The organism is Pedobacter sp. KLB.chiD (assembly GCF_047040275.1).
Lineage (GTDB): Bacteria > Bacteroidota > Bacteroidia > Sphingobacteriales > Sphingobacteriaceae > Pedobacter.
This window is the reverse complement of the sequence record NZ_CP178207.1, coordinates 1231303-1246959: the sequence shown is the minus strand read 5'-3', so window position 1 is coordinate 1246959 and position 15657 is coordinate 1231303. Positions and strand designations below refer to the sequence as shown.

The window sequence follows — 15657 nt, the reverse complement described above, 5'->3', positions numbered from 1 at the left end:
ATTTTAATCTAACACCTTTCGGTGCCTGTTTGTGATAATCTGCCATACTAATTTGTTACTATACAAATATAAATCTATTTATTTTAGCATCACAAAAATCTTTCCATTTTTATGCTTTTTCCCATCAAAAATGACACTTATCTAAGCATTATTATATATATTTCTTTTAATAGTCTTGCCCTGTTACGGGTTAGTCCCATTACGTAATTCGAACCATTTCGTGGATGAATTGATTGAAAATAGTTTTCAAACTTCCAAAAAAATCTAATGAGGGTTGCCCCCGCAAGAGCAACCCTGTTATCTTTAAACTTTCAGCTGCCTGAAAGCATTTCCTCAGTAATTATTCCAGCGAAAAAGTTTCCCAGCCAGAAATCGTAGCCCGGTTGCATTTCATGGCCGATTGCCCGTTTTCTGAAGAAATGTACTTGCCATTATTTCCTTTAAGGGAAATTTTTCCGTTAGCATTTACCACCCAGTCAAATTTTTCCCAATCGCTAATGCTTGAGCGGTTGCAGGTGATCCCGGTTGCAGCGCCATTTTCTGAAGATACATATTTGTCCTTACTTTTCAGTGCGATTTTTCCCCCGCCTGCATCAACAACGGTAAAGGTTTCCCAGTCAGAGCCATTCGCACGGTTACACCTCATGGCTACTTTACCGTTTTCGCCAGACACAAACAGGTTATTGGAACCTTTTAGTTTAATCATCTGACCAATAGGAGGTTCGGCCTGTATTTGCAGATTACCCAATTCCAGCCAACCGTTTTTAAAAGTCCCGGTTACGGCAAGTGCAATACCAGGTTTGTTGGCATTTGTTTTATCGATGATGGCCACCGCCCATTTATAACTGCCAGCCGGTAGGTTAATTGCCGTTGTGGTAAAGTTGTAACTCATAGGGTTATCTTTTATCCATTTAGAAGGTTCACCATTTTCATCAATAAAAAGTTTTTTAACCGCACCAGCACTGTCCAGGATGGCAAAAGCTACTTTATACTTATAGTTCCACTGCGGAATGTTATTAGGACAGTAGCCCCAGCCCATATTTTTCCAACGATGGCTCAGTGTAGCGGTGGCCCCATTAGCGATTTCATTGGGTAATGATACCTGATCAGGATAAAGGCGGTAGCCTCCCTCTGCATTGAAACGCTGTACCAACGGAAAACTGGTTTGAAACCAGGAAGCCACTTCGCCAACCCTAAAATCCATCATATTTACGGCAGCTTCTGCTGACCTGTCAAATTCAGCTTTTCTCACGTCTTCAGGATGCCCTTCCCGGTATTGGCCGCTTGAATCGATCCAATAGCGATGTGTACCGGTTACAATCCATCCTCCCTCCATAATAATCGGGCGTTTATGTTTCCAGGTTGCGGCAAAGTTTTTCTCCCAGCTTTGGTAATAATCGGTCATTGCAAAAGCATCATGCCTCAGGCTATACCCTTGATTGATTGCTTTCACCAGTAACTGATTGCTGTTTGGGTTGGCTGCACCCCAGCTCGTTGGATGGCCGATTAGCCTGTGATAGTTGATCACCAGCGGAACTTTAGTAAAAGTCCTGTTGTAGAGCGCCATGATCCAATCCAGTACCTCTTCCTTTACGGTTTCTGTTTGTGCGGCCGTTAATACCCCGGGAGCAGCATACACGGTATTATGGGCTTCACCCCATTTGCCTAAACCATAGGCATCAATAAAAGAGGTGCGGACCGGATCATTAAAGTCTTTGGCAAGTTCTTCAATAAATGTGGCATAATATTGCCTGAAAATTGGGTCTTGGGGAAAAGGGGTTTTCTGCGCTGGTACTGCGGGGTTCGATAACCAATATTGAGCACCCGCCGTAAATACAAAAGAAGGAGTATTTTCTCCCTGGTCGCGTCCATCTACCACAATCCGGAATGCAATAGGTAAACCTCTGGTTTTAACACCGTTGATGAGTTTACCGATTTGCGAATTGGGATCTCTCCAGGCATAAACACCAGGGCTTGGATTAAGTGATCTCCAGCTGGTTCTAATGTAACAGGCTGAGGCATAATCGATCGCCTTTACATTGGCACCCAATTCCGGCACAAAAAACTGACTATCCCAATACGTTTCAGTAGCGTCACGTTTACCATACATTACCCACCCGTTTAGTGGATTCCTTAACACCGCCGTACTGTTATATACAGGGTTAATCACCACATTACTGGCGATAACAGCCATTTTTTGGGGACCTTTATTAAAGGTTTCTGAAAGATTTTCTTCCACCATTTTGGAACAGGAAAGTGAATGCAGACCCAGAAGAGCAAGCAGCGTTACCTTCCCGGTCCACCCGAAAATGAGTTTTTTCATAGTAATAAATATTAAATGTTAGATTAAATTTTAGATTAAATGTTTTTAGCTAATTCAGCACCTGATTGAAACTGAGAACCATGCGCAAAAAAAACTCAAAGATTAAAATGGAGATTGGCAAAGCGGATAAAATTTGTCCAGTCATAAACATTGAGGTCGTGTTTTCCTTCTCTGAAATGATAACCCATAGCCGAATGGATGAAGGGCCTGTTCACATCAGGCATATTTTCAGGAAGCGTTACTGTCTTGCCGTATAGATCATAAACAGGTTTGGCATTTAGCAACGACAAAAAAGAACCATAAGGGTCTGCCCAGCGATCTTCAGTAGCGTTGGTGGTATAAACCGGCCTTGGCGCAATCAAGCCGATAAGCATATGCTGATCAACAGGCAAGCTGTTTACATCATTGCTATACTTTTTGTAATTATTGTTAAACCAGTAACCAAACTGCTTATTAATCAGGCTTATCGTTTCTCCATATTTACGCCTGGCCAGCGATGCACCTGTACTGCCAGAACAACTGCTCAACACCATTGCGAAACGTTGATCCTGGGCGGCCGCCCATAAGGCTGTTTTACCACCCCGTGAATGGCCTATCAGCGCTACCTTGTTAAAATCGATGTCTTTATCCGTTTTGAAATAATCCATGACCCTGCTTGCCGCCCAGGCCCATACGCCAATAGCTTTCATGCCATTATCTTTTTCGAGTTCTGCAGGAAACAGCTGTTTTAACACGCCGTTCTGGTAGCTGTCCTTACGATCTGGCGACACATCTGAATGATGAAAGGCAGCAATGGCATAACCACTGTCGATGACCATTTCGGCTGGCCAGAAAGTACTTTTTTCTATTCTGGTCGGATCCGTATTTCTGCTACTGCGGTTGTTAATGAGTAAAAATACCGGGGCAGGTTTTGTCCGCTTGTTGGGAATGAAGAGCACTACCGGAAAAGATACTGAATTGCCGCCGTTCCAGGCCGTGATTGTTATTTGTCTCAAATGTGCGTTTCCCGCCATGGCAACCGCATTTTCATTGGTTACCACAAATTTTAAACTATCAAAACGAGCTGGTGTTTTTCCGTACACATATTCTTCAAACAGGGCTAAAATTTCCGGTCGGCGCTGCTTCTGCCAGTTGGAGACATTTTTAATCTTTTTGCCCTTTGCAGTAATCAATATATCGGGCAATATATAAGCGGGCACGGCACTTTCATCATAATTGACAATTTCTCCCATAAAGCGATCTGTTTTCTGCGCATATAATCCGGCCGATAAAAAAACCAGACCAATTAAGCAGACCAATGCGCTTTTCATGCAATTATTAAAGCATGAGCATTGTTGAACAAAGGATTTTAATCTCTTCCTCATACTTAATAACCTGGATTTTGAATGAGTTTATTGGCCTTATTAATTTCTGACTGCTGAAAAGGATACCAATAGTTTTTACTGGTGAAGGTTCTGTTTTCAATTACAAAAGGGCTATAGGTTAACGCAGTGCCTACTTTTGTTATCTTCATTCCCCTAATCGCTCCGTTAAAATTACTTTCGCCATCCTTCCAGCGGCGGACATCAAAAAACCGTTGTTCTTCAAAACACAATTCCACCCTGCGTTCATTTTTAATTCTAACGCGCATCTGCGATTGTGTTAATCCGGCCAGTGCAGGCATTCCGGCGCGGTTGCGTACCGCATTTATCGCGTTATAGACTTCCGTATTCGGACCTCCAAATTCGTTAAGCGCTTCTGCATAAATGAGTAAAATTTCTGCATAACGAAACAATACCCAGGGTCTTCTCACACTCGTGGTACCTGTGATGTTGTAAGTAGCATTACCGCTTAAAAACTTCCGCAGGTAATAACCAGATTTTGTACTGTTTACGTTGGAAGGAACATTATCACGTCCACCTTCGTAAGTCTCTACCGCCCTGCTTAGGCTTCCGGTTTTAAAATTTGCGCCGTTAAACACAATAAACTGATTTAAACGCGGATCTCTGTTCGCATATGGGTTTTGCGGATCGTAGCCAGATGCCGGGTCGGTTATAGGCCTGCCATTGGTCATTTCAAAAGCATCTACCAAATTCTGCGTGGGGTTTGTTCTGCCCAGTCCACCGGTGAAACTAATGGGCGCATTATTGGCTTCAATAGCGTTGGTATTGCTTGCAGGCGTGGCGAAAATCACCTCATTGTTATAAGAGGTTGCAGCATTGGTATAATCCCACAAGTTTGGAAATAAGGCGGTACTCAACAAGCTATGTTTATTTAAGTCGATTAAATCTTTCGCTGCATTGGCAGCATTTTGCCAGCGTTGCAGATCATTGCCCGTGTTGTATAAAGGACTTGCATAAACCAACAGGGTTTTGGCTTTTAATGCCATTCCTGCAGCCTTTGTGGCACGGCCGTAATTTGAAGCATCCCAATCTTTTGTGGAGGCTGCAGGAATCTGACTGATGGCCGAGTCGCAATCCTTAACAATTTGTTTAACAACATCATCAACAGTATTTCGGGGAATATTCAGGTCTTCAACCGGCGAAAAGGAGCGGGTGGCAAGAACGATGCCCCCATATCTTTTAAACAACTCATAGTGGAATAAAGCCCTCAGAAAAAATGCTTCTCCTCTTAATCCGCGAAGATCACTTGCCGGAAAAATGACCGCCGTGGGCGATCGTTCCAGAAACGTATTGACTACCCACAAACCATTATAAAGATTGGTGTACTGCTCATCAAAAGTCCTTAAACTGCTCCAGTTACCATTATTAAAGAGGTTTACGTTGCTGTTTAAGTTCGAATTTACCGCTTCATCACTTCCACTGGCCATTAATGCACCTGAGCCATCAATATTATACCTGGCCAGCATATAATTATAACCGTTGTTTAAATACTCCCGAACACGCCTGTCGGTATTCCATATTGCTTCTTCATTAACAGGACCTTCACTGTATGAAGGTTCGAAAAACTCGTCCTTACAAGCGCTAATGCTCAGGAGCAAAATCGCCAGAACGATATACATACCATATAAATTCTTTTTCATCTTCATTTTGAATTAAAATTTAACATTTAAGCCTACTGCAAAGGTTTTTACATAAGGGTAAGACGAAAAACGACCTGCATTGGGTGTTTCCGGATCAATATCGAGCTCATTGAGTTTTGAGATTGAAAAGATATTATTACCACTTACAAAAATCCTGGCACCTTTGAAGCGTAAGCGTTGGTTCAAGCTTTGTGGCGTACTATAGCCAATCTCCGCAGATCTGAGTTTTAAAAAATCTCCTGAATACAACCAAAAGGTAGAGTTGGCCGTATTGTTGCCATTATCTGATATCCCGATACGGGGATATTTTGCCGTAGCCGCTGTGGCAGGCGTCCAGGTATCTAAGCTTAATTGATTTAACCCGTTCGGACCTGCATATACAATATCAGAGATATCTACTGTTCTGCCAGCAACGCCCTGGAACTGCGCCCCGAGATCAAACTGTTTGTATCGGATATTAAAGCCAAAGCCATAATATATTTTCGGGATATCAGTGTAATTGCTGGAAACAGCGTCGTTTGCATCGATGATGTTATCATTGTTCACATCCCTGTATTTAAGATCTCCCGGCACCACAAGGCTCGAAAGGGTTTGCTTCGGGCTGGCATTAATCTCTGCCTGGCTCTGAAAAATACCTTCAGCAATGTAATAATTTCCGCCATTCACATACCGGCCTATGGTAGATTGATTGGGCAATACGTTTTCCGTTCTTTCCAAAATAATATTTTTAGCAGAGGTGAAGTTGGCATTCGTACCGATCAGCACTTCACCTATTTTTTTGTTGAAAGTTCCGCTGGCATCGAATCCTTTACTGCTTACTTTGCCCGAGTTTACCTGCGCAATCGCAATACCAACGATGCCTGGCAGGTTTGCAGGGCCAAGGATGTCCATCCGTTTTTCGTCAAAATAATCAACAGAGAAAGAAAGTGTACCTTTAAAAAAATCTACATCTGTACCCAGGTTCAACCGGTCAATTTTTTCCCAGGTGGTTAAAGGATTACCGGCAGGGCTCACCAGTCTGGCTGTGGTTGAAGTGGAAAAAGTTGATCCTAGAAATGGTCCGGCATCTCTGGTAAACAACGTACGGTATGGCAACCTGACCACATTACCGTTAGCATCGTAAGTGGGACCAATATTGCCCGAGCGACCATAGGATCCACGCAATTTCAGGTAATTGATCACGGAAGCATCTTTCAGAAAATCTTCTTTGGATATTAACCAGCCGGCTGAAACTGCCGGAAAAAAGCCAAAACGTCTTCCAGGCGCATAATTCTCAGATCCGGAGTAACTCCCTGTAAATCCCAACTGATAACGTTGCTTAAAGCTGTAATCTGCCCGCCCTACAATCATCCGGGAACGGTAATCCAGCCGATCTACCGCAGCACTTACATATTGCTGCGCCCGTACATTTGCCTTTACCTGGTGATCTGTAGCAAAAGTCCTGTTATAATCTAAGCCAAACCAAAGCTCGTTATTTTTGGTATTGGTTTGGAAAGCTGCAGTGCGGTAGGCAATAACCGCAGGTGTACGATAAGTTTGTACAGGCGTGACGTTTTGATTGAAAACGGCATAATTCTGAGATAACCCGTCGCCATAATTACCATAGCCATCATAAGAAAAGAATAAGTTAGCCGAAAGGCCTTTGGTGATGAAATCCATTTTCTGATCGGCCATGATACTGGCCAGCAAAATATTAGTAGTGGTTCTCGAAAATCCTGTAGCCTGTAACTGGCCAAGGGGATTACTTTGAAAGAGTGAAGTTCCGCCGTAAGATCCATCTGCATTTAAAATCGGAAAGGCATTTGGCGGTAAGTTGTACAAGTTACTCAAAACCGTGCTGGTGCCATCACCAACATCATTGCGTACTTCACTCCTTACACCTGCCAACAAGGTCAGCGTAAGTGTTTTGGTCACATCATAGTCTAAATTGATGCGAAAATTATAACGTTTATAGCCATAATTAGAATCGTAGTTGGGCGTTTCTGTTTCCTTAAAAAGCCCTTGCTGATTAAAGTAGCTCACGGAACTGAAATAACGCACCCTGTTGCTCCCTCCGCTAAACGTAAGTGCATATCTTTGTGTAGCTGCCCTTTTGCCCAAAAAGCGATCCAAGTAATTATTGTCTGGATAGAGGTAAGGGTTGGTATGGTTTTTATAACCTTCAAGCGCTGCATCGTTATAAGCCGGTGCCTGCCCCACATTGGTTAAACCCCGATTATATAAAGTGGCAAAATCAAATGAATTTAAAGGTTTGATCAGGTTGCTGGCAGATTGAAAACCACCCTGCGCATCAAAAGAAATCAGGTTCCGCCCTATCTTACCTCTTTTTGTGGTGACCAGGATTGCACCATTACCCCCGTTTAAGCCGTACCAGTTTAAAGCGGCAGCATCTTTTAATACCGTTACACTTTCTATTTCAGTGATATCCATATCTTCGAAATCACGTTCAATTCCATCTACCAGAAAAGCTGGCGTAGCACCTTGCGCATAAGATGATTTTCCGCGGATTTGATAGGACACGTTTCCACCACCTGGCTGATTGCCTGTCCATCTGAACAAAAAGCCACTTAACCTTCCGGCGAGTAAACCCGACAGGTTGCTGATCGGTACCTGTGTAAGCTGATGGTAACGGAGCGAACTCTGGGCATAATTCAGTTCTTCTCTGCTTCGCGTAGCAAAAGGAATTTCTATTAATTTATCTGTAGAGTCTGTATGGTTAGCTTTCACAATTCTAACGGTATCCTGCTTACCAGTAGTTTGTGCGAAAGCCGTGCAGGTTAACAGATAGCTGATGATGCACAGCATAACGCCTGAACATTTAATATATCTTGTCATTTCTTATCTTTTAAATTTATATACAACCCAATCACTACCAGCCCGGATTCTGTTTCAATGCACCACTGGTTTTATTCATTTCTGCCCGTGGAATAGGGTACAAATACATGTTGTTATGGAATACTTTTTTAAATGCCGGCAATTCTATCACGTTATAGCTGAAAGTGCCGTTGGCATTTTTAATCACTTTCATGCCCTTCATCGGCTGGGCCACAATTTCAGGCCCTTTTTTCCAGCGAAGGATGTCCCACCAGCGCATATCTTCGAAAGCGAACTCGACGGCCCTTTCGTTTCTGATGCGTTCGCGCATTTCAGCTTGACTGAGACCAGCTGGCAAAACCGGCATTTTAGCCCGCACACGAATGGCATTTACGGCATTGTACACTTCGGCAGTCGGCCCTGTTTCTTCATTTAAAGCTTCGGCATAATTGATCAGCACTTCTGCATATCGGTAAAAAACATAGTTCAGCAGGGCCGATGCAGTTGAGCCCGAACGTGAAGCCTCTGGCCAGAGTCTTTTCAGGTAATAACTGGTTTTGGTTATGGAAGTAGCCGTACTGATATCCGTTCCATAGGTGATAATACCCTGCGCATTGGGTTCAGATTGCCAGGTTTGTACTGCCCGCCCCTGCCAGGTGGCATTATTATACAAAATGTTAATATAAAAGCGTGGATCTCTATTGAGATAAGGATTTTGCGGATTGTATCCCGAGGTGGCATCGGTAATGGGTTTGCCATTGGCCATTTCATACAGATCAACATGATTCTGAACAGGCGAAAGATTAGATTGTGCCCCTCCATAGCTGGTAGGAATCAAAAAATCGCTTAAGTAGGTACCAATAAATCCACGGCCGCCACGGGGCCAGATCCGGATATATTCATTAGAGTTGGCTACCGTGAGTACATTGGCATAGTTTGGCTCCAGTGAAAATTTATTCAAATCTATAATTGCCTTTGATGCCTCTGCGGCTTTTTTCCATTTTGCCAAATCATTTTCAGGATTATTTAACGGGCTGGCATCGAAGAGCAATGCTCTTGCTTTAAGCGCCATGACTGCAGCCCCCGTAGCCCGGTTAGATTGTGCTGCCGGGTTAGGCCAGTCGGCATTGGTTAATGGCAATAGCGTAAAGGCCTGTTCCAGATCATTTAAAATCAACGTAAATGTTTCTGCATAACTGCTGCGTGGAAGATCTGTAGAAGCTTCTGTAAAGTCTTGTGGCTTGGTTAATAGGACTACTCCTCCAAAGCGTCTCAACAGCTCGAAATAGAAGTAAGCACGGAGATAAAGTTGCTCACCTTTAATGTAACCGGGATTGTAAAGATCGGTCCAGGGCACCTTATCCATATTGGCCAGCATCAGGTTTGCATTTCTGATTCCTCGGTACATCTGGGTGTAAATGCCCGCAACGTCAGCAGCCCCCGGATCTAAAAACTGACCGCTGTTCATGGCCGCCACCTCAATCTGGCCATTATTGGCAATAGACTCATCAGTAAACTGCGAGGTCATTCCCTTATATCCGCTCAGGCGGCCATAATCTGAGATAGAAAAAGTATAGGTAAAGTCGCCAAAACGGGAAGCCGTTAAAGGGTCTTTAAAAACTTCTTCAAGATTGCTCTGGATGCCCACATCACGCTGTAAAAAATCCTTTTTGCAGGAATAAGCCATACAGACAATAAATAAAAACAAAAGATATATGATTTTTTTCATGACGGTAACCATTAATTAGAGTGATAAATTGAGGCCAAAATTGAAAACTTTAGTAGTCGGTATAGTGGCGATAGATGAGGCATAAGCATTTCCCGATAAGCTGTTTTCAGGATCTATGCCATAAAAATTTGTCCAGGTAATTAAGTTCTGGCCGCTAACGAATACGGTAAGGCCATTTAACCGGAGCCTGTTTACCCATTTTTTAGGCAAACTGTAACTAAGCTGCACGTTTCGTAATTTGATATAAGATGCGTCTTGCAAGATGAAATCGTTGAGGCTTTCATTAGGATTTGCATTCAGGCCCGGACGAATTACCGGCCAGCTTGCATTGGTATTACCTGGTGTCCATCTATTTAACATTGGTGCATAATACTGGTTGAGGCCACCGCTTTGAAATACGACATTGGAGCTCACATTTGTCACCCCATTAAAAAGTGCCGATAATTGAAATCCCTTATACCCAAATTGCATATTAAGGCTTGCATTGTATTCCGGAATATTAGGATGCCCGATAGCGATTACATCCTGGTTATTAATTATGCCGTCGCCATTAACATCCTGATATTTAAAATCGCCTGGTATAGATGGGTAGGCCGTAATTTTGTTCAGCGGACTGCTATCGATATCTTTTTGATCGGTATAAAAACCAAGCACATGGTATCCGAAATAGGTACCGATCGGCTTGCCTGTTACCCGCAGGTTTTCTGCAAGACCAGGTGCTTCATCCAGTACCCTCCGCTCGTTTCTGGCATAACTCAGGTTACCCGTAAAGGAATAGGTAAAATCTTTAATTTTATCCCGGTAAGTTACCGAAAGCTCATATCCATGGTTGTAATTAATGCCATAATTGGTGCTTGGCACTGTAGCACCGTAGGTTGCAAAACTCGTCGCCGAACGGGTGGTTAAAATATCTGAGCGCTCGTCATCAAAAAGGTCAGCGGTGATGTTCAGCTTATCTTTGAATAAAGAAAGATCAAGTCCGATATTTCGTTTTAATGATACCTCAAAAGTGATAAACGGATTGCCATATTGTAACTGCGTATAAGTTGGTGCGCTGAAGTTGCTGTTCGGGTTTCCAAATACTACGTTTGATCCCGCTCCGAACCTGTTCTGGTAATAGAAACGGCTTGTACCCGGACTGGGTATCCCTACCCTTCCAATTGAGCCACGGAATTTAAACATACTGATCCAGGTAAATTTTTTCATCCATTCCTCGTTGGCCAGGTTGTAACCCAGCGTTGCTGCCGGAAAAAACCCGTAACGATAACCTTTGGCATAATTTTCTGAACCATTGTAAGTTGCACTGGCTGTTAAAAAGTATTTATTTCCGTAGTTATAGGTAGCTTCCGAAATGACGCCCTGGTTGGCGTAAGGAGCGGCAGCCGCAGCCGAGCCCTGAAGTTCGCGCTGACCGATTAGATTGGCACTGATGTTATGCTTTCCAAATGATCTGCCATAGGTTAAAAACAACTGCAGATTTGTTTTGGTAAAGCCACTTCTGGAATAGGCGGGCGCCCCAAAAAAATCATTATAGGTACCACCCACAGGTGTTAGCGCCAGAGTGGCCCTGTTGAGTTCGAGGTAGCCGATACTTCCACGCTGCAACTTTCCGGATAGTTGTGTGGCATCGTAACCAAACTGCGCTTTAAAACTGAGGCCCTGGGTTAAGAAATCAAGTTTTTGCTTTACAGTGAAAATTGATTCGGCAATATTATTATCGGTAAAGGCATATCCGCCATAGGTGAGTAACGCGTAAGGATTGAAAGCATTTACCCCGCCCAGCCCATAGTTTACGATATGGTTATAGTTTCCATCCAGCGCAATAATCCTGGGATCATCAGAATTGATGTATTCTTTAAAAAACGGGGCTGCCCATGATGGCATTTTCAACGCACGGCCCACCAACCCTTCAATACCGTTACTCACTACCCCCGCAGGATCATTATATTCGCTCATACCTGCCGGACTATAACGGTGCTCGTTCCTGCCTGCAAGGTTAACCTCAAAATTGGTGGTTTTAGTCAGATCGATGCCAACCCTGGCCCTGAAATTGTAACGGCTGTAGCTCGGGGAGGTAGAATAATCCAACGGCGTTTTAAACTCCTTAAAATTTCCTTCCTCACGCATGTGGCTAAATGAAGTAAAGTATTTTACCTTGTCACTACCGCCTGATATGGTTAGGTTTTGCTGGTTCTGCATCCAATGATCTTTAACCAGTTCATCGTACCACTGCACGTCCGGATAAAGTAATGGATTACCGTTTCCGGCCTTAAAGATCGCCAAATCCTCATCGGTAAAGGTCCGGGATTCACCCACGTTGCGCTGCCCTTCGCTTAACAGCATGGCACTCTCATAGGCACCAAGGATCTCTGGACGGGAGGTTGCACTGATGATGCCCAGATTACCGGAAAATGTTACCCTTGCCGGTCCCTCCACTCCTTTTTTAGTGGTCACTACAAATACGCCGTTTGCACCTTTCAACCCATATAGCGCAGTAGATGAGGCATCTTTCAGTATGTTTATACTTTCAATTTCATTGGGATCAATATCACCGAAAGAAGTCCGTTCCACACCATCCACAATGATAAGCGCTGTGGCGGAGGGCGAAACTTGTCCGCGGATATATAAAGCGGCACCGTTAATTCCCGGACGACCGGAGGTTTGCTGAACCACCAGGCCAGGTACGCGGCCGGCCAATGCATTGTTCACATTAGTAACGGGTGCCTTCAATAAATCCTGACCAGAAACGGTACTGATGGCAGCGGTTACGGCCGATCTTCTTTGTGTAGAATAACCGTTTACCACAACTTCACTTAACGAGCTGCTTGCAGAGACCAGCGTGATGTTGATCACGCCGGCAGCGCCTATGGTAACTTCTTTGCTTTCAAAACCAATGGTCGAAAAAACAAGCACCTGACCAGGGTTAACATTGATTTTGTATCTTCCGTCCAGATCAGTCTGAACGCCCGTAGGGGTACCTTTTATTCTGATGGTTGCACCAGGTATAGGTTGATTTTTCTCATCTTTAACGGTTCCGGTTATTTCCTGAAACCGTAACATAGGGTGTTTGGCAACGAAGCTGCTGGCGATTTTTATCGGCCTGGCCGGCAATGCCTGTGCCTTACACCAAAATGCTGCAACCACAAGAAGCCAGCCTTTGGACCTTAGGTTTATTTTTTTTATCATCTATCTGGGATATGGTTAGAGTTATAATATTTTAGATATTTCTGATTTTTTGCGCATAACAGGTCTCCAGGTCACCGCGCAGGTGTCCTCATCAATTCCCGAGAAAGGGTGTAGGTTTTACGGCTGAATTAAAAATGGAGATGGGAAAGCATCAAAAAGCGTCTGGTTTAAAGATTTTAAGTTAAACCTGATTCCGAGAAATTCCTATTGAATAGAAAGGCATTTTTAATGTTATCGCTCGTAATCCGGTTTTTGTGTTTCCCTGATTTGCAATAAAAGGAATGGTTAAGAAATAGGTTGTCATAATATTTAGGTTTATTATTTGGTTAACACAAATCTATATGCTTATCTATTTCAGAGGGTTCACTTTTGTACGGAAATGGTTTGTTTTTGTACGGATGGCCGATATTTGCAGTTTATTTTAAGAAAGTCTGTATTTTACAAATCAAAATAGCCCGTGAGGACTAAAGTTTAGCATCTGCAATGATTTTATCGGTTCGTTTTTGCTATCGTTTTAGCAGCCACTTTACGAAGGTATTGGGCAAACGCTTCAGAGACCGTTTCAGGTTTAAATCTGATATTTTTAATAGAATCATTAAACAGGATGCCATACCAGATAAGTCCGCCCAGGTATTTCCCCGCATCATTGGCATGGTTAGGATCGAATACAAGTTCTTTTTTATTCCAGTAGTAACCGATATTGATGGAGTGGGTCTGATCGGGCAGATTTGGGGCTGTGGGATGTTCATAATCAAAAGAAAGATCGGTGTTATAACCATATGTCCTATCCTTGGCTACAACCTGGAAAGCATCACCAACAGGCAAAATACGGGCGTTGATCCGCTTTGCCAGGAGATGATAAGCCGCACGTGATTTTTGCCACATTTCCTGCTGACTTATTGCAACTTTACCTTCGGCGGTACGCCCAAACTTTTTCGCATCCGCACGATAAGCCCAGGTTTGATGGACAACGATACGCACTTGGGGTTGCAATGATTTAACATAAGCGACGAGTTTATTGGCATAAGGATAATAGCTTGAGGAATCTGCTGAAAGGTAAGAATACTGTTGAATGGTAACAATATCCCATCTCTCCTGCCCTAATAACATTTTTAATGATTTTCCATGGTAGGGTCTCCCGGCGGGGTCATTAGCATTAGCTTCTGCTTTTTCCACATAATTCCAGTGCTGCTCAAGAGAATGCCCGCCGAGTTCAGCTCGTCCGATAATGAGCGTTTTCCCCCTTTCTTTTGCCAGCTGTGGCAAAAAGGCTGATGCGTTTTGAGAAAAACTATTTCCTATAATAAACAAACGTAAGGTATCCTGACCAGTTTGAGCAAAAACATCCAGAGCGAAGCCAAGCAGCAAAAGACAAAAAATGCTCAGCTTAATCAAATTCTGGAACTGTAATTTAATATTAATCTTCATTTTTATTATTCTAATTCGTTTATTTTTGCTTTTTAAGGTATTCAAACAATTGGGTTCCTGCCAGCAAAAATGCACCAACGCCATATACCTCGGTGCTGCTGGCATTTACCGCATCCGGACTTGCGCCGATCGGCTGTACATAACCCAGCATACCATCTTCATGCACAGCAGAAACCATAGCTTTCCATGATTTTTCTATCACAGGAAGGTATTGCTGCTTTTCTAAAATACCGTGATTTAAGCCCCAGGCCATCGCGTAGCAAAAAAAGCCGGTTCCGCTCATCTCCTTTACCGGAAAACTTGCAGGATCTAATAATGAGGCATGCCAGCTGCCATCTGGTTGCTGTAATCCGGCTACCCTTGATACCATATCCTGATAAAGCGCAATCAGTTTCTTTCTGTCTGGGTGGTTTTCTGGCATATTCTCCAATACCCTTACCAGTCCGGCCAGCACCCATCCATTGCCTCTCGACCAGAATATTTTTTGTCCGTTTTTCTCCCGCCTGGCAAAAAAACTCTCATCTCTGAAAAATAATTTTTCTTCGGGATCATACAGAAATCCGGTTGTTTTCCACCACAACTTGATAGCAGTATTCAGGTACTTCTCATCTTTCGTCGCCGTACTCAGATAAGCCAGGGATGGAGGACCCATAAAAAGTGCATCGCACCAGGCCCACTCCCTTTTCTGGATATTATTTTTCCAGTTCAAAGGTTCGTCGTGTGGCTGGCTGATGATACTATCGGCCTGTAAAATAAAAGGAGCAATCATCTTTTTCTGCTTAAATTTGCTGTAAAGCTGCGCATAAGTTTGTCCTACACAATAATCATCGGCATAAGAGCGCAAATGTCCGGTATTCCAACCCAGCTCGTTTCCAATATCTATCAGCGTTTTCAGGTAGCGTTCGTTGCCCCGCAAATTGCCAAAAGCGAAAATACCGGTGTAACAGGCACCATTCGTCCAATCCGCTTTCCGATGGTTAAAGCCTTTGTTCTTCCAGGTATTCAGCTGCCAGTCTGCAACCCGCTGCATCGTTTTAAAAATATTTGCGGTTGCCAAAGTGGAATCTCTTTTCAATGGTGTTTGAGCCGAAAAAGTATTCAGTACGCTATAGTTACTCAATAGTAAAACCAAAAGCAGTTGTTTTAAATTCATAT

General features: G+C 43.4%; 8 protein-coding genes. All 8 read right to left on the bottom strand.

The genetic code is table 11. The features are described 5' to 3' along the window. Positions 1-340: 340 nt before the first annotated feature. Entirely contained in the window at positions 341-2323 is a 1983-nt protein-coding gene (locus ACK1I8_RS05200) for a DUF4832 domain-containing protein (protein WP_412468280.1), read from the bottom strand. Positions 2324-2418: 95 nt separating this feature from the next. Beyond that, entirely contained in the window at positions 2419-3633 is a 1215-nt protein-coding gene (locus ACK1I8_RS05195) for a prolyl oligopeptidase family serine peptidase (RefSeq protein ID WP_412468279.1), read from the bottom strand. 56 nt (positions 3634-3689) lie between these two features. Beyond that, entirely contained in the window at positions 3690-5345 is a 1656-nt protein-coding gene (locus tag ACK1I8_RS05190) for a RagB/SusD family nutrient uptake outer membrane protein (RefSeq protein WP_412468278.1), read from the bottom strand. 12 nt (positions 5346-5357) lie between these two features. Further along, complete coding sequence (locus tag ACK1I8_RS05185; protein ID WP_412468277.1) at positions 5358-8180, bottom strand: SusC/RagA family TonB-linked outer membrane protein; 2823 nt, start codon at positions 8178-8180, stop codon at positions 5358-5360. Positions 8181-8214: 34 nt separating this feature from the next. Next, positions 8215-9888, bottom strand: coding sequence for a RagB/SusD family nutrient uptake outer membrane protein (locus ACK1I8_RS05180; RefSeq protein WP_412468276.1), 1674 nt, complete (start codon positions 9886-9888; stop codon positions 8215-8217). Between the two features lie 15 nt (positions 9889-9903). Next, on the bottom strand, positions 9904-13074 hold the full coding sequence (locus ACK1I8_RS05175) for a SusC/RagA family TonB-linked outer membrane protein (RefSeq protein WP_412468275.1): 3171 nt from the start codon (positions 13072-13074) through the stop codon (positions 9904-9906). A 489-nt stretch (positions 13075-13563) separates the two neighbouring features. Then, positions 13564-14502: a DUF4886 domain-containing protein gene (locus tag ACK1I8_RS05170; RefSeq protein ID WP_412468274.1), complete on the bottom strand. Its 939-nt coding sequence runs from the start codon at positions 14500-14502 to the stop codon at positions 13564-13566. A 19-nt stretch (positions 14503-14521) separates the two neighbouring features. Further along, positions 14522-15655 (bottom strand): glycoside hydrolase family 105 protein, encoded by a 1134-nt coding sequence (locus tag ACK1I8_RS05165; protein ID WP_412468273.1) that lies wholly within the window; start codon positions 15653-15655, stop codon positions 14522-14524. Positions 15656-15657: the final 2 nt, after the last annotated feature.

What these genes read in the sequence shown, in the direction of transcription:
- ACK1I8_RS05190 (WP_412468278.1), bottom strand. Translation starts at nt 5,345, where the DNA reads ATGAAAAAGAATTTATATGGTATGTATATCGTTCTGGCGATTTTGCTC.
- ACK1I8_RS05170 (WP_412468274.1), bottom strand. Translation starts at nt 14,502, where the DNA reads ATGAAGATTAATATTAAATTACAGTTCCAGAATTTGATTAAGCTGAGC.
- ACK1I8_RS05195 (WP_412468279.1), bottom strand. Translation starts at nt 3,633, where the DNA reads ATGAAAAGCGCATTGGTCTGCTTAATTGGTCTGGTTTTTTTATCGGCC.
- ACK1I8_RS05185 (WP_412468277.1), bottom strand. Translation starts at nt 8,180, where the DNA reads ATGACAAGATATATTAAATGTTCAGGCGTTATGCTGTGCATCATCAGC.
- ACK1I8_RS05180 (WP_412468276.1), bottom strand. Translation starts at nt 9,888, where the DNA reads ATGAAAAAAATCATATATCTTTTGTTTTTATTTATTGTCTGTATGGCT.
- ACK1I8_RS05165 (WP_412468273.1), bottom strand. Translation starts at nt 15,655, where the DNA reads ATGAATTTAAAACAACTGCTTTTGGTTTTACTATTGAGTAACTATAGC.
- ACK1I8_RS05175 (WP_412468275.1), bottom strand. Translation starts at nt 13,074, where the DNA reads ATGATAAAAAAAATAAACCTAAGGTCCAAAGGCTGGCTTCTTGTGGTT.
- ACK1I8_RS05200 (WP_412468280.1), bottom strand. Translation starts at nt 2,323, where the DNA reads ATGAAAAAACTCATTTTCGGGTGGACCGGGAAGGTAACGCTGCTTGCT.